The sequence below is a fragment of the Pseudomonas gessardii genome, assembly GCF_001983165.1.
Lineage (GTDB): Bacteria > Pseudomonadota > Gammaproteobacteria > Pseudomonadales > Pseudomonadaceae > Aquipseudomonas > Aquipseudomonas gessardii.
Map to the genome: position 1 here is coordinate 14,775 of NZ_MNPU01000013.1, position 24,036 is coordinate 38,810.

Here is a 24,036-nt window from a genome sequence, read left to right on the forward strand (position 1 = left end):
GAGCATGAAGATTGCATTTATCGGCCTGGGCAACATGGGCGCCCCCATGGCCCGCAACCTGATCAAGGCTGGCCACGCGCTGAACCTGTTCGACCTGAACCAGACCGTGCTCAAGGAATTGGCCGAATTGGGCGGCACCATCAGCGCCTCACCGCGCGCAGCAGCAGAAGGCGCCGAACTGGTGTTGACCATGCTGCCTGCTGCCGCCCATGTGCGCAGCGTCTGGCTGAATGAAGACGGCGTGCTCGCCGGTATCGGCAAAGGCGTACCTGCGGTGGATTGCAGCACCATCGACCCACAGACCGCTCGCGATGTGGCGGCTGCGGCAGCCAGGCACGGCGTGGCGATGGCCGATGCCCCCGTCTCTGGCGGCACGGGCGGGGCGCAGGCCGGGACGCTGACCTTTATGGTCGGCGCCACCCCGGAACTGTTCGCCACCCTGCAACCGGTGCTGGCGCAGATGGGCCGCAACATCGTGCATTGCGGTGAAGTCGGCACCGGGCAGATCGCCAAGATCTGCAACAACCTGCTGCTGGGGATCAGCATGGTCGGCGTCAGCGAGGCCATGGCCCTGGGCGATGCACTGGGCATCGACACCCAGGTGCTGGCCGGCATCATCAACAGCTCCACCGGGCGTTGCTGGAGTTCCGACACCTACAACCCATGGCCGGGGGTGAGCGAGACCGCGCCGTCATCCAGGGGCTATACCGGTGGGTTTGGCGCCGACTTGATGCTCAAGGACCTGGGCCTGGCGACCGAAGCGGCCCGCCAGGCGCACCAGCCGGTGATCCTGGGGGCGGTGGCGCAGCAGTTGTATCAAGCGATGAGCCAGCGCGGGGACGGGGGCAAGGACTTCTCGGCGATCATCAACAGCTATCGCAAACCCCAGTAAGGGCTTTTCCGGGAGCCCGCGTCGGGCGGGTTCCCGGGTTTTTCTCGATCAGGCAAACACGAAATACTTACGCACTGTCTCGACCACTTCCCACGTGCCCTTCATGCCGGGCTCCACCACAAAGATATCCCCAGCGCGCAAATGGATCGGCTCCAGGCCATCCGGGGTGATCACGCAGTAGCCTTCCTGGAAATGGCAGTATTCCCACTTCACGTATTCCACGTACCACTTGCCCGGGGTGCAGATCCAGGTGCCCATGATCTTGCTGCCGTCTTCGCTGGTGTAGGCGTTGAGGTTGACGGTGTGTGGGTCGCCTTCGAGTTTCTGCCATTTGCAGGCATCCAGGACCGGCAGGGGATGGGTATCGCGCAGTACAGTGATCGGCTGGGACATGATGGCTCCAAGGTTGGGACGTGAAGGCCAACCCTATAGCGCTTGCCCGAATGGCTGTGGTCTGAACTCGACACTGGGATGCCCAGAAGCGCATTGCCATACGCTTCCCAAACCTATACCGAACCCTGTGGGAGCTGGCTTGCCTGCGATACAAGCACCGAGGTGTGTCAGTCACACCGCAGTGATGCTATCGCAGGCAAGCCAGCTCCCACATAAGCTCGCACACATTTGATCGGCGATGGCTGATGGATCTGTTCAATAATCAGACGTTTCTTCGCAGTAAGTACGAAAGAAATCAGCCTTCGCGCTGGAATTCGCAAGAATATTTACCGCTGGCCCTCGTATCATTCACTTTAGAAACAGCCGAGAGCCTCGTATGAATCCAATAAAAACGTGGTGGGATATCAGCCCACCCTTGAGCACCGCCACCCCGACCTGGCCGGGCGACACCCCCTTCCAGGAAGAACGCGTCTGGCAGTTCGGCCCCGAATGCCCGGTGAACGTCGGGCGCATTACCCTGTCGCCCCACACCGGTGCCCATGTCGATGCGCCGTTGCACTACAGTGCCGACGGCGCGCCCATCGGCGAAGTCTCGCTGGATGTGTACCTGGGCCCGTGCCGGGTGCTGTATTGCCTGGACAGCGGCGCGCTGGTGCAGCCCGAGCAGTTGCAGGGGCGCCTGGATAACCTGCCGGAGCGGGTGCTGCTGCGCACTTATCAACAGGCGCCGCTGACTACCTGGGATGCGGACTTCACCGCCGTTGCCAAAGAAACGGTCGAGCTGCTGGCCAGCCTCGGCGTGCGCCTGATCGGCATCGACACGCCATCCCTGGACCCGCAACAGTCCAAGACCATGGATGCCCACAACGCCGTCGCCCGGCATGGCATGGCGATTCTCGAAGGCATCGTGCTCGACGACGTGCCGCAGGGCGATTACGAGTTGATCGCGCTGCCGCTGCGTTTTGCCAACCTCGATGCCAGCCCGGTACGAGCAATCCTGCGCCCGCTCAAGGAGCCCACGCGATGAGCCAATGTCCTTTCTCCCCTGAATACCAGCCGCCGGAAGAATGGCATAACGCCGAGCTGAATTTTTCCGAGTCCATGAGCTACGGCGACTACCTGGACCTGGGCAAAGTGCTCACGGCCCAGCACCCGCTGTCGCCGGACCACAACGAGATGCTGTTTATCATCCAGCACCAGACCTCCGAGCTGTGGATGAAACTCATGCTCCACGAACTCAAGGCCGCCCGTGAACATGTGCGCCTGGGTGAGCTGGCGCCGGCGTTCAAGATGCTGGCGCGGGTGTCGCGGATTTTCGACCAACTGGTGCACGCCTGGGCGGTGCTGGCGACCATGACGCCGTCGGAGTACAAGGCGATCCGCCCGTACCTGGGGCAGTCGTCGGGCTTCCAGTCGTTCCAGTACCGGGAAATCGAGTTCATCCTCGGCAATAAAAGCGCGGCATTGTTGCGGCCCCACGCCCATCGCCCGGAATTGCTCAAGGAGCTGCAAGTGGCGATTGCCACGCCGTCGCTGTATGACGAGGCGATCAACCTGATGATCAAGGCGGGCCTGGCGATTGACCCGCAGCGCGCGCAACGCGACCCGACGGCGCCGACGGTGCATGACGAATCGGTAGAGGCGGCGTGGCGCGAGGTGTACCGCGATCCGAACCGTTACTGGGACCTGTATCAGTTGGCCGAGAAGTTTATCGACCTGGAGGACTCGTTCCGCCAATGGCGCTTCCGCCATGTGACCACGGTGGAGCGGATCATCGGCTTCCAGCCGGGCACCGGTGGTACTGAGGGCGTGGGTTACCTGCGCAAGATGCTCGACACGGTGCTGTTTCCCGAGCTGTGGCGGGTGCGTTCGACGCTCTGATTGAAACCCAGCAAAAAGCCCCGGCACTCATTGAGTACCGGGGCTTTTTGTTGGCAATGCATACCTATTGTGACCCCGTTCATGTGGGAGCCGGGCTTGCCCGCGATGCAGGCGGCGCGGTCATTCAGTTAGACCGAGTCGATGCCATCGCAGGCAAGCCAGCTCCCACATAAGCCAGCTCCTACACAGGTTATTGTGCGACGGCGACGGCCTTGGCCTTCTTCGAGCGCAGCCAGTACGCCGCAAAGAGAATCCCCACCCACACCGGCATCGCATACACCGATGGGCGCATGTCCGGGATGGCCAGCATCACGCCAACGATCACCAGCATGAACGCCAGGCACAGGTAGTTGCTGAACGGGAACCAGAAGGTCTTGAACGACGGCACCACGCCTTGCTCGCCCATGGCCTTGCGGAACTTGATGTGGGTCAGGCTGATCAGCGCCCAGTTGATCATCAGCGAAGCAACCACCAGGGCAAACAACAGCACCAGTGCATCCTTGGGTGCCACGTAGTTGATCACCACGCACAGCAACGTCACCAGGGCCGAAATGCCCAGGGCGCGCAACGGTACGCCTTGCTTGTTGAGCTTCATCAGCGCCTTGGGCGCGTCGCCTTGCTCGGCCAGGCCGAACAGCATGCGGCTGTTGCAGTACACGCCGCTGTTGTACACCGACAGGGCGGCGGTCAGCACCACGAAGTTGAGGATGTGCGCGGCGGTGTCGTTACCGATCAACGAGAAGATCTGCACGAACGGGCTGGCACTGTAGGCATCGCCGGAAGCGCCGAGGGTTTGCAGCAGTTGATCCCAGGGGTACAGCGACAGCAGCACGGTCAGGGCGCCGACGTAGAAAATCAGGATCCGGTACACCACCTGGTTGATCGCCTTGGGGATCACCTTGCGCGGCTCGCTGGCTTCGGCTGCGGTAATACCCACCAGCTCCAGGCCGCCGAACGAGAACATGATGAACGCCATCGCCATCAACAGGCCCATGCCGCCGTTGGGGAAGAAGCCGCCGTGGTCCCACAGGTTGCTGATCGAGGCTTGCGGGCCGCCGGTGCCGCTGAACAGCAGGTAGCAGCCGAGCACGATCATGCCGATGATCGCCACTACCTTGATGATCGCGAACCAGAATTCGGTCTCACCGAAGAACTTCACGTTCAGGGTGTTGATCAGGTTCACCGCGATAAAGAACACCACCGCGCTGACCCAGGTCGGCACCTCCGGCCACCAGAACTGGATGTACTTGCCCACCGCCGTCAATTCGGCCATGCCCACCAGCACATACAGCACCCAGTAGTTCCAGCCGGCGAGGAAGCCTGCATAGCCGCCCCAGTACTTGTGGGCGAAGTGGCTGAAGGAGCCGGCGACCGGTTCCTCGACAATCATCTCGCCCAGCTGGCGCATGATCAGGAACGCGATAAACCCGGCTATCGCATAGCCCAGGATCATCGAAGGCCCCGCCGATTTCAGCACCCCGGCCGAACCGAGGAACAAACCCGTACCAATCGCCCCGCCCAGGGCAATCAGCTGAATATGCCGGTTTTTCAGGCCACGCTTGAGGCCCACCGGGTTAACCATGTCATCCGCCATTAACATTCCCTTTTACTTGTTTTTTTCAGGGTTGATCCTGCACGCCAGACCCGCCCCTCACTGCTGAGGGGTCAGATATTACTCTCGGTAAACTTTTCGTAATACAGCTGAACGCCATCAAGTGCCTGTTCTTGCAGCCAGTTCTTGATCGATTCGACCATTGGCGGGGGGCCGCACACGTACATATCGGCCGATTTATCCCGCAATTCGGCCAGGTCGAAATGCTCGGTCAAATAGCCGCGCTTGCCGGGCCACTGCGGCGCTGGGTCGCTGAGCACTTCGGTGTAGCGAAACCCCGGGATGGATCGGGCATACGCCTTGATACGCTCGGCCTCGCACAAATCCTCGGCCCCGCGCACCCCGTAATACAGGTGCACCGGTTGCTCGCAGCCGCGCTCGGCTAATTCATCGAGCATCCCCAAGAGTGCCGACAATCCGGTGCCGCCGGCCACCAGCACCAGTGGCTGGGTGACGTGCCGCAGATAAAACGCACCCAGCGGTGCCTCCAGTCGCAGTTCATCGCCGACCTGGCAGCGTTCGCGGATGTAATTGCTCATCACCCCGTCCGGCAGCAGGCGGATCAGAAACTGCAAACGGTTGCCCGGGCGGTTGGCAAAAGAGTACGAGCGCTGACTATCGGTGCCGGGAATCGACAGCCGGGCGTACTGGCCTGGCAGAAAATCCAGGGCCTGCTCCAGTTGCACCGACAAAATCGCCGTGCTGGCCGACACCTGTTGCACCTCGCACACCCTGGCGCTGACCTGCACCGGCCCTGGCGCATTGCACAGGCTCGAATCGAAATCGAAGTAAAACGCCGCATCCGATTGGACTCGGGTCTGGCAACTGAGCATCTTGCGCTGTTGCAGGTCGAGGCTGGACAGGGCCTCGTCGTCCACATAATCCTGGCTGTAGTCGCCGGACTCGCAGCGCCCCTGGCAGGTGCCGCACACGCCTTCGCGGCAATCGAGGGGGATCTTGATGCCGTTGCGTAGCGCCGCATCCAGCAGGATCTCGTTGGCGCTCACCGGGAAGAACAAGGTCTTGCCGTCGGCAAAACTGAAGGCCACTTTGTGATTCATCCACCGTTCTCCATGGATATTTTGCGTATTCGCCGTGGGAGGGCAACGTCAGAGGTGGTAGAAATCCAGCACCGAGTTGATGGTGTCGTTGAGCAGCAATGCGTGCTTGCGCGTGATCAGCCAACTGTCGCCATGGGGCTTGAGGCTATAGGTGGCGTGGCCATAGAACTGCTCCGACATCGCCAACCGATAAAACAGCGTGTGCCAGTTCAGCCGCACCTCCAGGCAGCCATCAGCCTGCTCGGCAATCCGTACGTTATTGATCAGGTGCAAGGTGCGCGGCATGGGGGTGGCGGACGCCGCCTTGCCGGTGCGCAGGCGGAACACCCGGTCTTCCAGGCCCGAACGGTTGGCGTAGTAGATCAGCGACATCTCGCGCTTGGGGTCGCGGGTGTAGACGTGCTCCGAATCCCATTGCGGCAGGTGGAACTCACTCTGCGGGTCGAACAACTGCACATAGGCGTCCCAGTCCTGGGCGTCGCACAGCTCGGATTTGCGGTAGAAAAACTGCTCGATCTGATACTGCAATGGCGCGTTCATCATTTCACCTCGTGCAGTTTCAAGGATTGTGCGTCCAGACCGTCCAGCAGGAAGGTCTGCCAGTTGCGGTGCTGGTTGACGTACAGCCCTTCGTGGGTGAATTCGGTGCCGGTCATGGCCGGTTGGATGCCGATGGCCTCGCTGTTGGGCGTCGGCCCGGTTGCCCAGCGATGGCTGCCCCGGGAGATATCGCTCCAGCGTTCCAGGCGGCCCTGGAAGCCGCGCTGGGCTTCGCGAAATTCCACCAGGTCATCCGGGGTGCCCATGCCGGACACGTTGAAGAAGTCTTCAAACTGGCGGATACGGTTTTCGCGGTCAGCGTCGGATTCGTGCTTGACCCCCAGGCACTGGCTGATGATCTCGGTCTTGTTCCACGCCACCGGGCGGATGATGCGCAGTTGCGAGCTGATCTGGTCGAGGAAGAACAGGCTCGGGTACACGTTGAGGTTGCGCAGGCGGTGCATCATCCACTCGGCCTTTTGCTGGCCGTGCTCTGCCACCAGGCGCGGCATGATGGTGGCGTAGCCGGAGCGCACGCTGGGGTTGGGCATGTCGCTGAACAACACGCTATGGCCGTTGTTGAAGGCAAACCAGCCGTCATCGGTGTTGGCATCGCCGGCGCCGAGTTTGCTGTAGTCCAGGGTGCTGCCGGAGGCGCTGCCGTTCTCCATGTTGACCTGCTGGCGATGCTGCACCGTGGCCACGTAGTTATAGTGCACGGTGCTGACGTGGTAGCCGTCCAGGCCGTTTTCGTTTTGCAGCTTCCAGTTGCCGTCGTAGGTGTAGGCCGACTTGCCGGGCAGCACCTCCAGCTCACCGGTGGCGGATTGCGCGACCATCATGTCGAAGAACACTTTGGCGTCGCCGAGGAAGTCTTGCAGGCTGTCGGTGCCGTGCACGTCGAGGCTGATAAACACAAAGCCCTTGTAGCTTTCGATGCGCGCCTTCTTCAGGCCGCGGGTGGCCTTGTCGAAACCTTCCGGGTATTCCCCCGGCGCCTTGACCTTCACCAGGCGCCCGTCGCTCTTGTAGCACCAGGCGTGGAACGGGCAGGTAAAGGTGGACTGGTTGCCCTTGCCGACGCGGGTCAGGGTGGTGCCGCGATGTTGGCAGGCGTTGATCAGGGCATTGAGCTGGCCTTCGCCGTCGCGGGTGATGATCATCGGCTGGCGCCCGGCGCGCATCGTCACGAAGTCATGGTTGTTGGCCAGTTCGCTTTCGTGGCAGGCGTAGATCCAGTTCTTCTCGAAGATCAGTTCCATCTCCAGGTCGAACAGCTCGGGCTCGGTGAACATGTCACGGGCGATGCGGAACACACCCTCGGCCGGACGGAAATCCAGGCAGCTTTCGATAAACGTTTTCCACTGCTCGACGCTTCTTGCACCACTCATGGGAGGCACCTTTTATTGGGTAGCTAATCGGTGGTTCATTAGAGGCGGGCAGGGGGGCGGCCAGCTATCCGCTTAGTGGGGGAAGATGGGCCGCATAGTTGGGGAGCAAGTACCCACTTGGGTGCAACGCCGCCGGGGAATGCGCTACTGTCTGGCCAGGCAATGGTCGTAAAAGCCGGTTTCTTATCCACATAGTCGACGCTCGTTATCCACTCAGTGGGCAAGTGCGCGAGGTGGCGCAGAACTTGCCTTGATCCACCGGACGCGCCGTCAGAGCGCGCTGGCCACAACCGCCGTGAGTGCACCCTGATGAGTAGCCATACACGCGATATCCGTATTGAACGTTTCGACCTTGAAGGTGCCCGCAGCTGGATGTCCGGCATCTGCGGGCCCCATCGCCTGGAAACCACCGCGCCTGCGCGCCTGCGCTTCCACCACAGTGCCAATGTGTTCAAGTCCCGCGCCACCACGCTGGGGGTGATCGAATATGGCACCGACGTGACCATCGATATCGAAGACGCCGAACACTTTCGCAGCTACAGCCTGAGCCTGCCGCTGGTGGGCGAGCAGGAGTTGAGCAAGGGCGGCCAGCGCTTGAGTTCCAACCGCGACCAGGGCGTGATCATCTCGCCCAATGAACACCAGGTGCTGGCGATCTCCGGCGACTGCCGCAAGTTGCAGGTGGTGATCACCCGCGCGGCGATGAGCGAAATCCTGGAGGGCCTGTTACAGCGGCCGATTGATGCGCCGTTGCGCTTTGAAGCGGTGATGGATGCGGTGCAGGGTGCACCGGCGGCGTGGTGGCGCATGGCGCGGCACGTTATCGCGGAGCTGGAACACAGCAGCGAGCTGTATGACCAGGCCGCGTTTACCCGGGACCTGGAAAGCTCGCTGATCAAGGGCCTGATCCTGGCCCAGCCGAACAACTACTCCGAAGAACTGCGCGACGTGCTGGGCGTGAAGTTGCCCCACTACCTGATCCGCGCCCGCCAATATATCCACGATAACGCCCGCGAAGCGCTGCACCTGGAAGACCTGGAGGCGGCCACCGGGGTGTCGCGGTTCAAGCTGTTCGATGCGTTTCGCAAATACTTCGCCCTGTCCCCCATGGCCTACTTGAAAAAGTACCGCCTGGGCGCGGTGCGCCAGGAGATTCTGGAGCATGGGGCAACCCGCACCATCTCCGAAATCGCCCTGGGCTGGGGTTTTACCCACCTGGGAAGGTTTTCGGCGGAGTACCGCAAACTGTTCGACGAATCCCCCAGCCAGACGCTGCAACGTAACGGTGCGCGGCGCATGCGCGGTGCCTGAACACACTGCAGATCAAAATGTAGGAGCTGGCTTGCCTGCGATAGCGGTGGGGCAGTCAAAGAATCTGGTGACTGATCCACCGCTATCGCAGGCAAGCCAGCTCCCACAGGGTATTAGTGGTGGCTGGGCTGTTTCAGATCAGCTCTTCCACCAGTTGCAAGCAATGACCCAGCCCCGGCGACTGATCATTAACCCGCCGGCTGAGAATGATCGGCGACGTCGCGGTGGCCTCGACAATCGGCGTATAGCCGATATCCGCCCGGTGCAGCATCTGCACCGAGGCCGGCACCAGCGTCACCCCCATGCCGGCCCCGACCAGGCCAATGGCGGTCTGCAACTCATTGGTCCATTGCGCCACCTTGATCGCCAGGCCATGGGTGTCGAACAGTGCGATCACATGGTCGGCATAGCTGGGGCGCGGGTTGCCGGGGTACAGCACCAGTGGCTCGGCGGCCAGTTGCGCGAGGGTCACCGGTGCGCCCAGCAGCGGGTGCCCGGCCGGCAACACCGCCACCAGCCGATCCTCCACCAGCACGCGTTGGACAATGGCCGGGTCATCAATGCGAATCCGCCCGAACCCCACATCGATGCGCCCGGCCTTGAGCGCCTCGACCTGTTGCAGGGTGGTCATCTCCGCCAGGCCCAATTCCAGCTCCAGCGCGTCATGGCTGCGCAGGCGGCGGATCAGCTCTGGCAGCACGCCATACAGGGTCGAGGGGGCAAAGCCGATCCCCAGCCAGGTCTTCTGCCCCAGGCCGATGCGCCGGGTGTTGTCGCAGGTCTTGGTCAATTGCTCCAGCAGCACATTGGCGTGTTCATAGAAGTAGCGCCCGGCTTCGGTCAGCCGCAACGGCCGGCCACGCTCCAGCAGGACCACGCCCAACTCGTCTTCCAATTGCTGGATCTGCCGGCTCAACGGCGGCTGGGCGATATGCAGGCGTTCGGCGGCGCGGGTGAAGTTCAGGGTTTCCCCCAGCACCTGGAAGTAACGCAAGTGGCGCAGTTCCATACGGGTTCCTCTCATACCTTGAGGGTATTGTTCGAGACCAATTCTATATTGGAAGCCAACAACAATGGGCGACAGAATCAAGCAAGACCTATAAAGAACCCAACGGGTATTGCCATGCCGATTTGCGCCATCGAGTCGATCGAGACCATCATCGTCGATCTCCCCACCATCCGCCCGCACAAGCTGGCGATGCACACCATGCAAAACCAGACCCTGGTGATCATCCGCGTGCGTTGCGCCGACGGCACCGAAGGCATTGGCGAGTCCACCACCATCGGTGGCCTGAGCTACGGCAATGAAAGCCCCGACAGTATCAAGATCAATATCGACCAACATTTTGCGCCGCTGCTGATCGGTCAGGATGCCAGCAATATCAACGCGGCGATGTTGCGCCTGGAGCGCAGCATCCGTGGCAATACCTTTGCCAAGTCCGGCATTGAAAGCGCCTTGCTCGATGCCCTCGGCAAGCGCCTGGCTTTACCGGTCAGCGAACTGCTCGGCGGCCGCGTGCGCGATGCCTTGCCAGTGGCGTGGACCCTGGCCAGCGGCAACACCGCAAAAGACATCGAAGAGGCCGAGAAGATGCTCGACCTACGCCGCCACCGCATCTTCAAGCTGAAGATCGGCGCCGGTGAAGTCAGCCAGGACCTGGCCCATGTGATCGCGATCAAACAAGCCCTGGGCGAGCGCGCCAGCGTGCGGGTGGACGTCAACCAGGCCTGGGACGAAGCCGTGGCCCTGCGCGCCTGCAAGGTGCTGGGCGATAACGGGATCGACCTGATCGAACAGCCGATCTCGCGCAATAACCGTGGCGGCATGGCCCGCCTCAACCTGTCGAGCCCGGCGCCGATCATGGCCGACGAATCCATCGAATGTGTCGAAGATGCCTTTAACCTGGCCCGCGAAGGCGCGGCCTCGGTGTTTGCCCTGAAGATCGCGAAAAACGGCGGCCCGCGCGCGGTGTTGCGCACGGCGGCGATTGCCGAAGCGGCGGGGATCGGCCTGTATGGCGGCACCATGCTCGAAGGCGGGATCGGCACCCTGGCGTCGGCCCATGCATTTCTCACCCTGAACAAACTGGCGTGGGACACCGAGCTGTTCGGGCCGCTGCTGCTCACCGAAGATATTCTTACCGAGCCGCTGGTGTATCGCGATTTCCACCTGCATGTCTCGACCGCCCCGGGCCTGGGCCTGGCCATCGATGAGGAACGCCTGGCGTTCTTCCGTCGTGACAAACATTAAGAGGACGCCTGCGATGTTGTTTCACGTAAAAATGACCGTCAACCTGCCCGTGGACATGAACCCCGAGCGCGCGGCGGCCCTCAAGGCCGACGAAAAAGCCCTGGCCCAAGGCCTGCAGGCGCAGGGCAAATGGCGCCACCTGTGGCGCATCGCCGGGCTGTACGCCAACTACAGCGTGTTCGATGTCGACAGCGTGCAGGAACTGCATGACCTGTTGATGCAACTACCGCTCTATCCCTACATGGCCATCGAAGTGAATGCCCTGTGCCGGCATCCGTCGTCGATCCATGAGGATGATCGCTGAGTCTGTCTAGCCACTTAATAATTACAAGATGAGGATTGCACCATGTCCATTCGACTGTCCCAGACTGCCCATGCCCAGCGCTTTCTCGAAGAAGCCAGTGGCAACCTCAATGACGCCGGCAACCCACGGGCCAAGGCGCTGATCTACCGGATCCTGCGCGATACGGTGAATATCATCGAAGACCTGGAAGTGACCCCGGAAGAGTTCTGGAAGGCGGTCAACTACCTCAATGAACTGGGCAAGAACCAGGAAGCCGGGCTGCTTGCCGCAGGCCTGGGCCTGGAGCATTACCTGGACCTGTTGATGGACGCCGCCGACGAGCAAGCTGGCAAGTCCGGCGGCACCCCGCGCACCATCGAAGGGCCGCTGTACGTGGCGGGTGCGCCGCTGTCTAAATACGAAGCACGCCTGGACGATGGCCTGGATACGGCTGTGCCGCTGTTTATGCGCGGGCAAGTGCGCGATGTCGACGGCAAGCCGTTGGCCGGGGCGATTGTGGATGTGTGGCAGGCCAACACCGGCGGGACTTACTCCTGGTTCGACCCATCGCAATCGGAGTTCAACCTGCGCCGCCGGATCGAGACCGATGCCCAGGGCAATTATCGTTTCCGTAGCATCGTGCCGTCTGGCTACGGCTGCCCACCGACCGGGCCGACCCAGCAGTTGCTCGATCAACTGGGGCGCCACGGCCAGCGACCGGCGCATATCCACTTCTTTATCTCGGCACCGGGGCATCGGCACCTGACCACGCAGATCAACCTGTCGGATGATCCGTATCTGCATGATGACTTTGCCTACGCGACGCGGGATGAGCTGATTGCCGAGATTCGCTTTAGCGAAGACCCGCAACTGGCGCGGGAGTTTGGCGTGGAGGGCAAGTTTGCGCAGATCGATTTCGACTTCGAGTTGCAGCCGGCGGTGGCCCCGGTCGAGCAAAAGCGCATGCAACGCGTACGCGCCCTCGAAGACTAAACGCAGTCAAACCTGTGGCAGCTGGCTTTTGTGGGAGCTGGCTTGCCTGCGATAGTATCTCCTCGGTATTGCAGATAAACCGAGGTGTCTGTATCGCGGGCAAGCCCGGCTCCCACAAAAGCCAGCTCCCACAGGTGATCGGCGGTGTTTTGGCTATTTGCGCACGACCAGGTCCAGCACCTCATCCCGATCCTTGATCTTCTGCAACACAATCTCCGAACGGATATCCATCACCCCCGCCGTGCGGTTGAGGTGGTTCACGATAAAGTCGGAAAAGTGCTTGAGGTTGCGCGCCTGCACCCGCAGCACGTAGTTGCTGGCGCCGGTGATCACATAGGCACTGGCCACTTCCGGCCAGCCCTGGACCTTCTTGATAAAGGTCTCGTGCCAGTCCTCCATATCCTGGCGCAACGACAGGTGGACGATGGCTTCCAGCTCGATCCCCAACTGCTCGGCATTGAGCACCGCGCGATAACCGCTGATCACCCCCTCACTCTCCAGTAGGCGCAAGCGACGCAGGCAGGCGGACGGCGACAGGGCGACTTTTTCCGCCAGTTCCTGGTTGCTGATACGGCCATCCTGTTGCAAGAAATACAGGAGGCGCAGGTCGGTGGCGTCGAGAATCATGCTTAGAATTAATCCGCGTATTTGGAGGTTAAATTAGAATTTCCTACAGCTTATTAAGCCAGTTGTCGCGCACTTTGCACGAAAATTCTGCAAATCTTCGTTCATTATTTGGTCCATCGTCACCTATAAAAACAGGACTTTCCATGACCAGCCGCAATCACTGCCAGACCCTCGATGCCCAGGACCCGCTGGCGCCCCTGCGCTATCAGTTCGCCCTGCCGGAAGGGGTGATCTACCTCGACGGCAACTCCCTCGGCGCACGCCCGGTGGCGGCGCTTGCGCGGGCGCAAGCGGTGATTGCCGAGGAGTGGGGCAATGGTTTGATCCGCAGCTGGAACAGCGCCGGCTGGGCCGATCTGTCCCAGCGCCTGGGCAACCGCCTGGCGCCGCTGATCGGCGCGGGCGAGGCTGAAGTGGTGATTACCGATACCACCTCGATCAACCTGTTCAAGGTGCTCAGCGCCGCCTTGAGCGTGCAGCGCCAACGCCAGCCGCAGCGTAAGGTGATTGTCAGCGAGGCGAGCAACTTTCCCACCGACCTGTACATCGCCGAAGGCCTGGCCGCGCTGCTGCAACAGGGCTACAGCCTGCGCCTGGTGAACAGCCCGGACGAACTGCCGGCGGCCATCGACCAGGACACTGCCGTGGTGATGATCACCCACGTCAACTACAAGACCGGCTACATGCACGACATGCAGGCGCTGACCGCCCTGAGCCATGAGTGCGGCGCACTGGCGATCTGGGACCTGGCGCACTCGGCGGGCGCAGTGCCGATTGACCTGCACCAGGCCGGCGCCGACTACGCTATTGGCTGCACCTACAAATACCTCAACGGCGGCCCGGGTTCCCAGGCGTTTGTCTGGGTCAACCCGGCGCTGGTGGAGTTGGTGGCGCAGCCCTTGTCGGGCTGGTTCGGCCATAGCCGCCAGTTCGCCATGGAGTCCAACTACGTGGCGGGCAAGGGCATCACCCGCTACCTGTGTGGCACCCAACCGATCACCTCGCTGGCGATGGTCGAGTGCGGCCTGGATATCTTCGCCCAGACCGACATGGCCAGCCTGCGCCGCAAATCCCTGGCGCTCACCGACCTGTTTATCGAACGGGTGCAAAGCCGCTGCGCCGCCCATGACCTGACACTGATCACTCCGCTCGACCATGCCAAGCGCGGCAGTCATGTGAGCTTTGAACACCCGCAAGGCTACGCCATCGTCCAGGCCCTGATTGCCCGTGGCGTGATTGGTGATTACCGTGAGCCGAAGATCATGCGCTTTGGTTTTACCCCGCTGTACACCAGCTTTACCGAGGTGTGGGATGCGGTAGAAATCCTTGGCGAAATCCTCGATGAGAAAACCTGGGACCAGCCGCAATTCAAAGTGCGCCACAGCGTCACCTGAAAAACCACAAAACCCATGTAGGAGCTGGCTTGCCTGCGATCAAATCGCCTCGGTCTCACTGACATACCGAGGTGCCTGCATCGCAGGCAAGCCAGCTCCCACAGGTGCTTGGCCAGCAGTAACCATCACAATAATAAAGGGGCACGCCACGTGACCACGCCAGACAACGGCTTTGCAGCAATCACCAACCGCGAACTGGGCCTGCGGCGCCAGCTCACTTCCGGGCAGATGAGCATGATCGCCATCGGTGGCGCCATCGGCACCGGGTTGTTTATGGGCAGCGCCTATGCCATCGGCTATGCCGGGCCCAGCGTGCTGGTCAGCTACGCCATTGGCGCGTTGATCACCTTGTTGTTGATGGGCTGCCTGGCGGAGATGACGGTGGCCCATTCCACCTCCGGCTCCTTTGGCGCCTACGCCGAGTTCTATATCAGCCCCCTGGCCGGGTTTTTGGTGCGTTATGCGTACTGGGCGGCGATTGTGCTGGCGGTGGGCGCCGAGGTCACGGCGGTGGCGATGTACATGAAGTACTGGTTCGCCAACGTGCCGGAATGGGTGTGGATCGTCTCGTTCTCCAGTGTGCTGATCGTGCTTAACGCCATCAGCGTCAAGACCTTCGGCAACTTCGAGTACTGGTTCTCCACGATCAAGATCAGCGCCATCGTCGGCTTTATCATCCTCGCGGTGTATGTGGTGTTCGGCTCCGGCAACCCGGCTTACGGGGTGCAGAACTACACGGCCCATGGCGGGTTTTTCCCCAATGGCCTGAGTGGCATGTGGATCGCGGTGATCGTGTCGATCTTCAGCTACCTGAGCGTGGAGATGATCGCGGTGGCGGCGGGTGAAGCGGCCGACCCGGAGCAGGCGGTGAAAAAAGCTTTCCGCGCGACGATTGTGCGGCTGGTGGTGTTCTACCTGCTGACCCTGGCGCTGATGCTGGCCATCGTGCCGTGGAACCAGGCCGGCCAGAGCCAGAGCCCGTTTGTCACGGTGATGCAGACCATCGGCATTCCCGGCGCCACCGGGGTGATGAACTTCGTGATCCTGATTGCCGCGCTGTCGGCCATGAACAGCCAGCTGTACATCACCACGCGCATGATGTTCAGCCTGTCCCGCGCCGGCTTTGCGCCAAAATCCATGGGCGCCCTGAGCAAGAGCGGGATCCCGCTCAATGCCCTGTTGCTGTCCAGCTCGGGCATCGCCCTGGCGACCCTGCTCAACGTGGTGTACCCGGAAAGCTCCTTCACCTTGATGATGGCCATCTCGATGTTTGGCGCGATCTTCACCTGGTTCATGATCTTCCTCACGCACCTGTTCTTCCGCCGCTACCGCAAGCGCCATGGCGGGCCGAAGTTGTCGTTCCAACTGCGGCTGTTTCCCTACAGCACGCTGCTGGGGCTGGTGCTGATGGGCGCGGTGATGATCACCACGTTCTTCACCGAGGCGTTCAAGATGACCCTGGTGTTTGGCGTGCCGTTCCTGCTGATTCTCTCGGCGGTGTATTACGTGTTTTTCCGCAAAGGCACGGACAAGGCATCGAGCAAGGCCCTGGCATAACCCGGCAACTGCTCGAACGAACGCGCGCACACCAGCAGTTTGCGACAGGCCCAGTCCTCCGTCAGGGGCTGGGCCTGGAAGGGCTGCGCGTGGGGCCAGCGCTGCAACGCCGCCAGCGGCACAATCCCCAGCCCGGCGCCACGGGCGACCATGCGCATCACCCCAGCAAAGCCATCGGCCCGCACCCGGGTCTGCAAGCGAAAGCCCGCGTGCAGCGCCTGCTCCTCCAGGTACACCGCCAACGCGCTGTCGGCGGCCAGGCCTACATAGTCGTAAGGCAGGCTGTCGATAAAACTCACTGCGCCGGCCGTCAGCGGATGCCCTGTCGGCAGGATCAGCATCAACGGGTCGTCGCGAAAGGGGCGGGTCTGCAAGCCATGGGTGTCCACCGCATCGGAAATAATCCCCAGGTCCGCCGCGCCCTGGCGCAGGGCATGGGTGATGCGCAGGCTGGGCAGCTCTTGCAGGTCGATATCGAGGTTGGGGTGGGCGCAGAGAAAATCCGCCAGCAACTCCGGCAGGTATTCGCTAAGGGCGGTGGTGTTGCACAGCAGGCGCACCTGGCCTTTGACGCCGTTGGCGTATTCCGCCAGCTCTTGTTGCAGGCGTTCGGCTTGTTGCAACAGCAGGCGTGCGTGCCGGGCCAGGGCGTTACCGGCGGCGGTCGGGGTCACGCCACGGCGGCCGCGCTGCAGGAATTCGACGCCCAATGAAGCCTCCATGGCGCGGATGCGCGCACTGGCGGCGGCCAGGGACAAGTGGCTGCGGGCGGCGCCGGCGGTGATATTGCCGGCGTCGAGGATATGCAGGTAGAGGCGCAGGTCGATCAGGTCAAAGTGCATGGCTGGGGTTCTCGGGTGCCTGGACGGGCCTTATCGCAGGCAAGCCAGCTCCCACATTTGGAAGGGTGAACACATTCAGAATGTGGGAGCTGGCTTGCCTGCGATAGCGGTCTAAGCCTCACACAAAACAAGAGGCAGCCTCAGTATATGGCGAATTTCCAACCCCACGCCAAACCCGCAAACTCCCCCCCATGACTACCTTCCTCGCGTTCTACCAACACCTCGGCCCAGCCCTGACCCTGCTGGTGATCGGCACCTTCCTGCTGGCCGGCACCGTCAAGGGCGTAATTGGCCTGGGCCTGCCCACCGTCGCCATGGGCCTGCTCGGCCTGGCTATGTTGCCGGCGCAGGCTGCGGCCTTGTTGATCATCCCTTCGACGATTACCAACCTCTGGCAACTGACCTTCGGTGGGCACTTGGGCGCATTGAGCCGGCGCCTGTGGCCCATGTTGCTGCTGATTTTTCTGGGCACCGGGTTCGGCTCGCTGTGGCTGGGCTTGGACGGCGGCCCCTGGGTGGTGCGGGCCTTGGGCGGGGCGCTGTTGGTGTATGCGCTGTGCGGGCTGTTGCTGCCGACGCTCCGTGTGCCCGCTCGCACCGAGCGCTGGCTGGGCCCACTGTGTGGCCTGCTGACGGGGATCATCACCTCGGCCACCGGCGTCTTTGTGATCCCGGCCGTGCCTTACCTGCAAGCACTGGGCTTGCACCGTGACCAACTGGTGCAGGCGCTGGGCCTGTCCTTCAGCGTGTCGACCCTGGCCCTGGCAGGCGGGCTGTTCTGGCGCGGCAACCTCGGCGCTGGCGAGCTGAATGCCTCGTTGCTGGCGTTGGTGCCGGCGCTGCTGGGCATGTGGTTGGGGCAACAGCTGCGCCAGCGCATCAGTGCCACGGTGTTCAAACGCGTGTTCTTTATGGGCATGGCGGCCCTGGGCGGGCACCTGTTGATAGGCGGCTAGCGCAACAATCAAATGATTACTCGTGCTTGAAGGTCAAAAGTGTTTTGCCGATCCGAGGCTTACTCACCCGAGGGGTTGCCCGTAGCCTGGGCTCATGCATTTTCAACCTTCAGGTAAACCCTTATGAAAAAAGTTCTGTTGCTCAATGGCGGCAAGCAATTCGCCCACTCCGATGGCCGCTACAACAACACCCTGCATGATGCGGCCCTGGCCGTGCTGGACCGGGGTGGTCTCGACGTGAAAGTCACCCATATCGACGCTGGCTACGACGTGGCCGAAGAGGTCGCCAAGTTCCTCTGGGCCGATGTAATCATCTACCAGATGCCCGGCTGGTGGATGGGCGCCCCGTGGATCGTCAAGAAGTACATCGACGAGGTCTTCACCCAAGGCCACGGCAGCCTGTACGCCAGCGATGGCCGCACCCGTTCCGATGCGTCGCAAAAATACGGCAGCGGCGGCCTGATCCAGGGCAAGCAGTACATGTTGTCGCTGACCTGGAACGCGCCGCAGGCGGCATTCGACGACCCGAGCGACTTCTTCGAGGCCAAGGGCGTGGACGCGGTGTACTTCCCGTTCCACAAGGCCAACCAGTTCCTCGGCATGAGCGGCCTGCCGACGTTCCTCTGTGTGGACGTGATGAAGCGCCCCGCCATCGAGGCCGATGTGTTGCGCTATGAACAGCATCTGGCCCAGGTGTTTAACCTGGCGCTGTAATACGGCTAGTATCCACGCAGTCGTATTCACGAGGATGCACGTTGAAAGCCCGATCCGATGAGCTACAGATCTTCGTCTGCGTCATTGAGTGCGGTTCGATTTCCGCCGCCGCCGAGCAAGTCGGGCAGACGCCTTCGGCGATCAGCCGCACCTTGTCGCGGCTCGAAGCCAAGCTCGACACCACCCTGATCAACCGCACCACGCGGCGCATGGACCTGACTGAAGAGGGCAAGTACTTCTTCGAGCAGGCCAAGCGCATCCTGGAGCAGATGGACGAGCTGGAAGAGCGCCTGTCGTCGCGGCAGAAAACCCCGTCCGGGCGCTTGCGGATCAACGCCGCCTCGCCGTTCATGCTGCATGCCATCGTGCCGTACGTCGCCGAGTTCCGCCGCCTGTACCCGGATATCCAGTTGGAGCTCAACAGCAACGACCTGATTATCGACCTGCTGGAGCAGAGCACCGACATTGCCATCCGCATCGGCGCCCTGGCGGATTCGACCCTGCACGCCCGCTCCCTGGGCAGCAGCCCGCTGCATATCCTCGCCAGCCCGGCGTACCTTGAGCAACACGGCACGCCAGGCACAGTGGCGGAGCTGGCCAACCACACTTTGCTCGGCTTTACCCAGACCGAAACCCTCAACCACTGGCCGCTGCGCCATGTGCAGGGCGACCGCTGGCAGATCGAGCCGGGCATTGCCGCGTCCAGCGGTGAAACCCTGCGCCAGCTGGCGTTGGAGGGGCAGGGGATCGCCTGCCTGTCGCATTTCATGACCAGCGACGACATCAACGCCGGCCGCTTGCAGTCGATCCTGGCGCCGTTCAACAGTGGCTATCGCCAGCCGATCCACGCGGTGTACTACCGCAACTCGCAACTGGCCCTGCGTATCCAGTGCTTTTTGGACTTTATCCAGGAGAAGCTGGCGCGCTACGCCTGTTGACCGGCGCCTACTGGTCCGGTGTGGTGGTTTTCCGTACCATCGCCCCCTCATTTCCCGCCACGCCCCCGGTAAACCCATGAAGCTCTCTCGTCTGCGCGCCGACGCCCTGGCCGGACTCACCACGTCTTTTGCCTTGTTGCCCGAATGCATCGCCTTTGCCCTGGTGGCTCACCTCAACCCACTGATGGGCCTCTACGGCGCCTTTATCATCTGCACCTTGACCGCCTTGTTCGGCGGCCGGCCGGGGATGGTCTCGGGGGCGGCCGGGTCGATGGCGGTGGTGATCGTCGCGCTGGTGGTGCAACACGGGGTGGAGTACCTGCTGGCGACGGTCTTGCTCGGTGGCCTGATCATGATTGCCTTCGGCCTGCTGCGCCTGGGCAAGCTGGTGCGCATGGTGCCGCACCCGGTGATGCTCGGTTTCGTCAACGGCCTGGCGATCATCATTGCCCTGGCGCAACTGGAGCATTTCAAGAACGGTGAAGCCTGGCTCAGCGGCCCACCGTTGTATGTGATGGGCACCTTGGTGGCGGCGACCATGGCCATCGTCTACCTGCTGCCGCGCCTGACCCGCGCGGTGCCGCCGGCGCTGGTGGCGATTCTTGGCGTGGGGCTGGCGGTGTACCTGCTGGGCTTGCCCACGCGCACGCTGGGCGACATGGCCCATATCGCCGGCGGCCTGCCGACGTTTGCCTTGCCGCAAATCCCCTGGACCCTGCAAACCCTGGGTATCATCGCGCCTTACGCTTTCCTGATGGCCATGGTGGGGCTGCTGGAAACCCTGCTGACCTTGAACCTCACCGATGAAATCACCGAGACCCGCGGCTACCCCGACCGTGAAAGCGTGGCCCTGGGCGCGGCGAATATGGTCAGCGGGGTGTTTGGCGGCATGGGCGGCTGCGCGATGATCGGGCAGACGGTGATCAACCTCAGTTCGGGCGGGCGCGGGCGTTTTTCCGGGGTGTTGGCCGGGGTCATGATCCTGCTGTTTATTTTGTTCCTGTCGCCGCTGATCGAGCGCATTCCCCTGGCGGCGCTGGTGGGGGTGATGTTTGTGGTATCCCAGCAGACCTTTGCCTGGGCGTCGCTGCGGGTGATCAACAAGGTGCCGCTCAATGATGTGCTGGTGATCATGGCGGTGACGGTGATTACGGTATTTACCGACCTGGCCACGGCGGTGCTGTGCGGGATTGTGATTGCCGCGCTCAATTTTGCCTGGCAGCAGGCGCGGGAGCTGTACGCCGATGAACATCTGGAAGCCGATGGCAGCAAGCTCTATCGCCTGCACGGCACCTTGTTCTTTGCCTCGACCACGCCGTTCTTGAACCAGTTCGACCCGGCCAACGACCCGGCCCAGGTCACGCTCGATTGCCGTCACCTGAGTTTTGTCGACTATTCAGCGATTGCCGCGTTGATGACCCTGCGCGAACGCTACAGCAAGGCCGGCAAGCACCTGCGGGTGCTGCACCTGTCGGAGCGCTGCAAGAAGCTGCTCAAGCGCGCGCGGGTGCAGCACGACTGATCTTCCAGGGATTGGGAGGGGGTTATGGGCCGACGAGGTTTTCCAGTTCCTCGGCGCGGGTCTGGGTCATGTCCAGCACACAGCCGGAGCCGTTGACCTGATCAATACTGCCGCCGGTCGCGGAGCCGGCAAACGCGCAATTGGCATCGCGGTATTTGATCCACAGGCGCTGTACATCCTGCAGTTGCTGCCTGCGCGGGCCTTGCTGGGCTTGCAGTGCGGTCTTATAGGCCGTGTTCAGGCGCTTGTCCTGCACCTTGGTTTCCTGGGCATTGCAGCCGAGCATCGCGGCGGTGGTGTTGGCGGCATCCAGGCACTGTTGCAGGGCCGGGCTGCTGCCAGCGGCCGTTGCGGTGCCGGACAAGGCCAGCAATAACGCGCTGAGGGCAACGATTCTACGATTCATGACGGGCTTCCTGAAGATGATGCGGTGTGCAATCTGAGACCGGACAGTGGCAGTCGAGTTTCTCGCACTTAGCCCTGCTTGCATGTAAGAACGATCCCCCGATTTACATCCCGGGTCTGCGGGCATGTCCCAAAGCGACAGCGCTTATCCGTGGGCGAAAATTACTTTCATAAAGTTTGAAAATATTCCTCGGTAATGATTTATGAGTTTCACAACCAATTCGACGTGACCCTTTCCGAGGAGTACCGCATGGCCGCATCACCGGGCGTCTGGCTGTTGGCATACGCTGCCATTGCCATCATTGCATTGATCGTGCTGATTGCACGTTATCGGATCAACCCGTTTATCGTCATCACCCTGGTGTCCATCGGCCTGGCGCTGCTGGCCGGGATGCCGGCGGATACGATCATGGGTTCCTACGAGGCGGGGGTCGGCAAGACCCTGGGGCATATCGCGCTGGTGGTGGCCCTGGGCACCATGCTCGGCAAGATGATGGCCGAGTCCGGCGGCGCCGAGCAGGTGGCGCGCACCTTGATCAACCGCTTTGGCGAGCGCAATGCCCACTGGGCCATGGTGTGCATTGCCTTCCTGGTGGGGCTGCCGCTGTTTTTCGAGGTCGGGTTTGTGTTGCTGGTGCCCATTGCCTTTACCGTGGCCCGGCGCGTGGGCGTGTCGATCCTGATGGTCGGCCTGCCGATGGTCGCCGGCCTGTCGGTGGTGCATGCCCTGGTGCCGCCGCACCCGGCGGCGATGATGGCCGTGCTGGCGTATAACGCCTCGGTCGGGCAAACCGTGTTGTATGCGATTTTGATCGGCATCCCCACCGCGATTATCGCCGGCCCGGTGTACGCCAAGTTCATCGTGCCGCGCATCCATCTGCCCGCCGAAAACCCGCTGGAACGCCAGTTCATCGAGCGCGAGCCACGCACCCGCCTGCCGAGCTTCAGCCTGACCATGGGCACCATCCTGTTGCCGGTGGTGCTGATGATGATCGGCGGTTGGGCCAACCTGATTTCCACGCCCGGCAGCGGCTTCAACCAGTTCCTGTTGTTTATCGGTAACTCGGTGATCGCCTTGCTGGTGGCGACCCTGATGAGTTTCTGGACCCTGGGCCTGGCCCAGGGCTTCAACCGCGAGTCGATCCTCAAGTTCACCAACGAGTGCCTGGCGCCGACTGCCAGCATCACCCTGCTGGTGGGGGCGGGCGGCGGCTTGAACCGGATCCTGGTGGATGCCGGCGTGACCCATGAAATCCTCGGCATGGCCAATGCCTTCAACCTGTCGCCGCTGGTGATGGGCTGGCTGTTTGCCGCGCTGATGCGCGTGGCCACCGGCTCGGCCACCGTGGCCATGACCACCGCGTCGGGCGTTGTCGCGCCGGTGGCCCTGGGCCTGGGTTATCCACACCCGGAATTGCTGGTGCTGGCAACCGGTGCCGGCTCGGTGATCTTTTCCCACGTCAACGACGGCGGCTTCTGGCTGATCAAGGAATACTTCAATATGACGGTGATCCAGACCTTCAAGACCTGGACCGTGCTGGAAACCCTGATTTCCCTGGTCGCATTCGGTCTTACTTATGGTCTGTCTTGCATCCTGTAACCCGGAGACTCCATGGACATCCTCTACCAGATCCGCGCCCGCCAGGATTCCTTCAGCGCTGGTGAAGGACGTATCGCCCGGCTGATGCTTGAGGATGTGGGCTTTGCCGCATCCGCCAGCCTGGAAGAGCTGTCCCTGCGCGCCGAGGTCAGCACCGCCACCTTGTCGCGGTTCGCTCGCAGCGTCGGTTGCCGCGACTTGCGCGACCTGCGCCTGCAATTGGCCCAGGCCAGCGGCGTGGGCAGTCGTTTCCTGGATCCTGCGGGGTTGCCCGAGCAGTCGGCGTTTCATCGGCAGATCCTCGGCGATATCGAAGCAACCTTGCGCCAGCACCTGTCGGGCTTCAACCAGGCCGCTTTTGTCGATGCGGTGAACCTGCTGGGCAAGGCACGGATGATCCACGCCTTTGGCATGGGCGGCCCATCGAGCCTGTGCAGCGCAGAGTTGCAGGTGCGCCTGGTACGCCTGGGCTACCCGATTGCCGCCTGCCATGACCCGGTGATGATGCGGGTCACCGCCGCCACATTGAGCGCCGAACACGCACTGCTTGTCTGCTCCCTCACCGGTCTGACCCCCGAGCTGCTGGGCGTGGTGGAACTGGCCCGCAACTATGGCGCACCGATTATTGCCATCACCCTGGCCGACTCGCCGCTGGCGCAGTTGGCCGACGTGTTGCTGCCGCTGCAACCGGCCGAAACCAGTTTTATCTACAAACCCACGGCGGCGCGCTACGGCATGCTGCTGGCCATCGATGTACTCGCCACCGAACTGGCCTTGGCCATGCCGGACGACAACCAGGAACGCCTGCGCCGGATCAAGCTGGCCCTGGACGACTATCGCGGCGGCCCTGACAGCCTGCCGCTTGGAGATTGA

Annotated in this window: 24 protein-coding genes; 15 read left to right on the forward strand and 9 right to left on the reverse strand. The window is 62.1% G+C overall.

All coding sequences use genetic code 11. The annotated features are described in order from the left end of the window. The first annotated feature begins 4 nt into the window (after positions 1 to 4). Positions 5 to 892 (forward strand): 3-hydroxyisobutyrate dehydrogenase, encoded by an 888-nt coding sequence (gene mmsB / locus BLL38_RS11390; protein ID WP_076962672.1) that lies wholly within the window; start codon positions 5 to 7, stop codon positions 890 to 892. A 48-nt stretch (positions 893 to 940) separates the two neighbouring features. Here mmsB and BLL38_RS11395 read toward each other — a convergent pair whose 3' ends face one another. Beyond that, on the reverse strand, positions 941 to 1,285 hold the full coding sequence (locus tag BLL38_RS11395) for a cupin domain-containing protein (RefSeq protein WP_076962673.1): 345 nt from the start codon (positions 1,283 to 1,285) through the stop codon (positions 941 to 943). A 376-nt stretch (positions 1,286 to 1,661) separates the two neighbouring features. Between BLL38_RS11395 and kynB the strand changes: the two genes are divergently transcribed. Together kynB and kynA are read left to right on the forward strand one after the other, a co-directional pair. Further along, positions 1,662 to 2,312, forward strand: coding sequence for an arylformamidase (gene kynB / locus BLL38_RS11405; RefSeq protein ID WP_076962675.1), 651 nt, complete (start codon positions 1,662 to 1,664; stop codon positions 2,310 to 2,312). Next, a complete protein-coding gene (kynA, locus tag BLL38_RS11410; protein ID WP_076962676.1) occupies positions 2,309 to 3,166 on the forward strand; it encodes a tryptophan 2,3-dioxygenase in 858 nt (285 codons plus the stop codon). The genes kynB and kynA overlap by 4 nt, the downstream gene beginning before the upstream one ends. Before the next feature lie 190 nt (positions 3,167 to 3,356). Here kynA and BLL38_RS11415 read toward each other — a convergent pair whose 3' ends face one another. The 4 genes from BLL38_RS11415 to antA form a co-directional block, all read right to left on the reverse strand. Further along, entirely contained in the window at positions 3,357 to 4,760 is a 1,404-nt protein-coding gene (locus BLL38_RS11415) for an amino acid permease (protein WP_076962677.1), read from the reverse strand. 71 nt (positions 4,761 to 4,831) lie between these two features. Beyond that, positions 4,832 to 5,839, reverse strand: a complete 1,008-nt coding sequence (antC, locus tag BLL38_RS11420; RefSeq protein WP_076962678.1) for an anthranilate 1,2-dioxygenase electron transfer component AntC — start codon at positions 5,837 to 5,839, stop codon at positions 4,832 to 4,834. A 48-nt stretch (positions 5,840 to 5,887) separates the two neighbouring features. Further along, on the reverse strand, positions 5,888 to 6,379 hold the full coding sequence (gene antB, locus BLL38_RS11425) for an anthranilate 1,2-dioxygenase small subunit (RefSeq protein WP_076962679.1): 492 nt from the start codon (positions 6,377 to 6,379) through the stop codon (positions 5,888 to 5,890). Further along, positions 6,379 to 7,770, reverse strand: a complete 1,392-nt coding sequence (gene antA, locus BLL38_RS11430; RefSeq protein ID WP_076962680.1) for an anthranilate 1,2-dioxygenase large subunit — start codon at positions 7,768 to 7,770, stop codon at positions 6,379 to 6,381. The genes antB and antA overlap by 1 nt, the downstream gene beginning before the upstream one ends. A 309-nt stretch (positions 7,771 to 8,079) precedes the next feature. Between antA and BLL38_RS11435 the strand changes: the two genes are divergently transcribed. Then, positions 8,080 to 9,081 (forward strand): AraC family transcriptional regulator, encoded by a 1,002-nt coding sequence (locus BLL38_RS11435; RefSeq protein WP_076962681.1) that lies wholly within the window; start codon positions 8,080 to 8,082, stop codon positions 9,079 to 9,081. Positions 9,082 to 9,214: 133 nt separating this feature from the next. On the opposite strand, the gene BLL38_RS11440 is transcribed toward BLL38_RS11435, so the two are convergent. Continuing rightward, on the reverse strand, positions 9,215 to 10,090 hold the full coding sequence (locus BLL38_RS11440; RefSeq protein ID WP_076962682.1) for a LysR family transcriptional regulator: 876 nt from the start codon (positions 10,088 to 10,090) through the stop codon (positions 9,215 to 9,217). 114 nt (positions 10,091 to 10,204) lie between these two features. On the opposite strand from BLL38_RS11440, the gene BLL38_RS11445 reads away from it, so the two are divergent. The 3 genes from BLL38_RS11445 to catA are packed head-to-tail and all read left to right on the forward strand — an operon-like array spanning position 10,205 to position 12,608. Then, positions 10,205 to 11,332 carry a muconate cycloisomerase family protein gene (locus tag BLL38_RS11445; RefSeq protein ID WP_076962683.1) on the forward strand — a complete coding sequence of 376 codons (1,128 nt, stop codon included), beginning with the start codon at positions 10,205 to 10,207 and terminating at the stop codon, positions 11,330 to 11,332. Between the two features lie 13 nt (positions 11,333 to 11,345). Then, entirely contained in the window at positions 11,346 to 11,636 is a 291-nt protein-coding gene (gene catC / locus BLL38_RS11450) for a muconolactone Delta-isomerase (RefSeq protein ID WP_076962684.1), read from the forward strand. Between the two features lie 42 nt (positions 11,637 to 11,678). After that, entirely contained in the window at positions 11,679 to 12,608 is a 930-nt protein-coding gene (gene catA / locus BLL38_RS11455; protein ID WP_076962685.1) for a catechol 1,2-dioxygenase, read from the forward strand. A gap of 153 nt (positions 12,609 to 12,761) precedes the next feature. On the opposite strand, the gene BLL38_RS11460 is transcribed toward catA, so the two are convergent. Beyond that, positions 12,762 to 13,235 carry an Lrp/AsnC family transcriptional regulator gene (locus tag BLL38_RS11460; RefSeq protein WP_076962686.1) on the reverse strand — a complete coding sequence of 158 codons (474 nt, stop codon included), beginning with the start codon at positions 13,233 to 13,235 and terminating at the stop codon, positions 12,762 to 12,764. Positions 13,236 to 13,378: 143 nt separating this feature from the next. On the opposite strand from BLL38_RS11460, the gene kynU reads away from it, so the two are divergent. Next, positions 13,379 to 14,629: a kynureninase gene (gene kynU, locus BLL38_RS11465; RefSeq protein WP_076962687.1), complete on the forward strand. Its 1,251-nt coding sequence runs from the start codon at positions 13,379 to 13,381 to the stop codon at positions 14,627 to 14,629. 150 nt (positions 14,630 to 14,779) lie between these two features. Next, the gene (locus tag BLL38_RS11470) at positions 14,780 to 16,186 is read left to right on the forward strand and encodes an amino acid permease (protein WP_076962688.1); all 1,407 of its coding nucleotides are present in this window, start codon (positions 14,780 to 14,782) and stop codon (positions 16,184 to 16,186) included. Here the strand turns inward: BLL38_RS11470 and BLL38_RS11475 are convergent. After that, complete coding sequence (locus tag BLL38_RS11475) at positions 16,132 to 17,028, reverse strand: LysR substrate-binding domain-containing protein (RefSeq protein WP_076962689.1); 897 nt, start codon at positions 17,026 to 17,028, stop codon at positions 16,132 to 16,134. The two genes, BLL38_RS11470 and BLL38_RS11475, sit on opposite strands and share 55 nt — an antisense overlap. A gap of 191 nt (positions 17,029 to 17,219) precedes the next feature. Here BLL38_RS11475 and BLL38_RS11480 point away from each other — a divergent pair, with 191 nt between their 5' ends. The 4 genes from BLL38_RS11480 (at position 17,220) to BLL38_RS11495 (ending at position 21,158) form a co-directional block, all read left to right on the forward strand. Further along, positions 17,220 to 17,984, forward strand: coding sequence for a sulfite exporter TauE/SafE family protein (locus tag BLL38_RS11480; RefSeq protein ID WP_076962690.1), 765 nt, complete (start codon positions 17,220 to 17,222; stop codon positions 17,982 to 17,984). A 123-nt stretch (positions 17,985 to 18,107) separates the two neighbouring features. Beyond that, on the forward strand, positions 18,108 to 18,698 hold the full coding sequence (gene mdaB / locus BLL38_RS11485) for an NADPH:quinone oxidoreductase MdaB (RefSeq protein WP_076962691.1): 591 nt from the start codon (positions 18,108 to 18,110) through the stop codon (positions 18,696 to 18,698). 41 nt (positions 18,699 to 18,739) lie between these two features. Further along, positions 18,740 to 19,636: a LysR family transcriptional regulator gene (locus BLL38_RS11490; protein ID WP_076962692.1), complete on the forward strand. Its 897-nt coding sequence runs from the start codon at positions 18,740 to 18,742 to the stop codon at positions 19,634 to 19,636. 76 nt (positions 19,637 to 19,712) lie between these two features. After that, positions 19,713 to 21,158 (forward strand): SulP family inorganic anion transporter, encoded by a 1,446-nt coding sequence (locus BLL38_RS11495; RefSeq protein WP_076962693.1) that lies wholly within the window; start codon positions 19,713 to 19,715, stop codon positions 21,156 to 21,158. 22 nt (positions 21,159 to 21,180) lie between these two features. Here the strand turns inward: BLL38_RS11495 and BLL38_RS11500 are convergent, their stop codons facing one another. Further along, complete coding sequence (locus BLL38_RS11500; protein WP_076962694.1) at positions 21,181 to 21,564, reverse strand: lysozyme inhibitor LprI family protein; 384 nt, start codon at positions 21,562 to 21,564, stop codon at positions 21,181 to 21,183. Between the two features lie 195 nt (positions 21,565 to 21,759). Between BLL38_RS11500 and BLL38_RS11505 the strand changes: the two genes are divergently transcribed. Then, positions 21,760 to 23,163 (forward strand): GntT/GntP/DsdX family permease, encoded by a 1,404-nt coding sequence (locus tag BLL38_RS11505; RefSeq protein WP_076962695.1) that lies wholly within the window; start codon positions 21,760 to 21,762, stop codon positions 23,161 to 23,163. A 12-nt stretch (positions 23,164 to 23,175) separates the two neighbouring features. Further along, on the forward strand, positions 23,176 to 24,036 hold the full coding sequence (locus BLL38_RS11510; protein ID WP_076962696.1) for a MurR/RpiR family transcriptional regulator: 861 nt from the start codon (positions 23,176 to 23,178) through the stop codon (positions 24,034 to 24,036).

Coding starts and splice junctions, on each gene's coding strand:
- BLL38_RS11395 (WP_076962673.1), bottom strand. CDS start 1,285: ATGTCCCAGCCGATCACTGTACTGCGCGATACCCATCCCCTGCCGGTC.
- BLL38_RS11415 (WP_076962677.1), bottom strand. CDS start 4,760: ATGGCGGATGACATGGTTAACCCGGTGGGCCTCAAGCGTGGCCTGAAA.
- kynA (WP_076962676.1), top strand. CDS start 2,309: ATGAGCCAATGTCCTTTCTCCCCTGAATACCAGCCGCCGGAAGAATGG.
- BLL38_RS11500 (WP_076962694.1), bottom strand. CDS start 21,564: ATGAATCGTAGAATCGTTGCCCTCAGCGCGTTATTGCTGGCCTTGTCC.
- mdaB (WP_076962691.1), top strand. CDS start 18,108: ATGAAAAAAGTTCTGTTGCTCAATGGCGGCAAGCAATTCGCCCACTCC.
- BLL38_RS11475 (WP_076962689.1), bottom strand. CDS start 17,028: ATGCACTTTGACCTGATCGACCTGCGCCTCTACCTGCATATCCTCGAC.
- mmsB (WP_076962672.1), top strand. CDS start 5: ATGAAGATTGCATTTATCGGCCTGGGCAACATGGGCGCCCCCATGGCC.
- BLL38_RS11480 (WP_076962690.1), top strand. CDS start 17,220: ATGACTACCTTCCTCGCGTTCTACCAACACCTCGGCCCAGCCCTGACC.
- antA (WP_076962680.1), bottom strand. CDS start 7,770: ATGAGTGGTGCAAGAAGCGTCGAGCAGTGGAAAACGTTTATCGAAAGC.
- BLL38_RS11510 (WP_076962696.1), top strand. CDS start 23,176: ATGGACATCCTCTACCAGATCCGCGCCCGCCAGGATTCCTTCAGCGCT.
- catC (WP_076962684.1), top strand. CDS start 11,346: ATGTTGTTTCACGTAAAAATGACCGTCAACCTGCCCGTGGACATGAAC.
- kynU (WP_076962687.1), top strand. CDS start 13,379: ATGACCAGCCGCAATCACTGCCAGACCCTCGATGCCCAGGACCCGCTG.
- BLL38_RS11460 (WP_076962686.1), bottom strand. CDS start 13,235: ATGATTCTCGACGCCACCGACCTGCGCCTCCTGTATTTCTTGCAACAG.
- catA (WP_076962685.1), top strand. CDS start 11,679: ATGTCCATTCGACTGTCCCAGACTGCCCATGCCCAGCGCTTTCTCGAA.
- antC (WP_076962678.1), bottom strand. CDS start 5,839: ATGAATCACAAAGTGGCCTTCAGTTTTGCCGACGGCAAGACCTTGTTC.
- antB (WP_076962679.1), bottom strand. CDS start 6,379: ATGAACGCGCCATTGCAGTATCAGATCGAGCAGTTTTTCTACCGCAAA.
- kynB (WP_076962675.1), top strand. CDS start 1,662: ATGAATCCAATAAAAACGTGGTGGGATATCAGCCCACCCTTGAGCACC.
- BLL38_RS11445 (WP_076962683.1), top strand. CDS start 10,205: ATGCCGATTTGCGCCATCGAGTCGATCGAGACCATCATCGTCGATCTC.
- BLL38_RS11505 (WP_076962695.1), top strand. CDS start 21,760: ATGATTTATGAGTTTCACAACCAATTCGACGTGACCCTTTCCGAGGAG.
- BLL38_RS11440 (WP_076962682.1), bottom strand. CDS start 10,090: ATGGAACTGCGCCACTTGCGTTACTTCCAGGTGCTGGGGGAAACCCTG.
- BLL38_RS11495 (WP_076962693.1), top strand. CDS start 19,713: ATGAAGCTCTCTCGTCTGCGCGCCGACGCCCTGGCCGGACTCACCACG.
- BLL38_RS11435 (WP_076962681.1), top strand. CDS start 8,080: ATGAGTAGCCATACACGCGATATCCGTATTGAACGTTTCGACCTTGAA.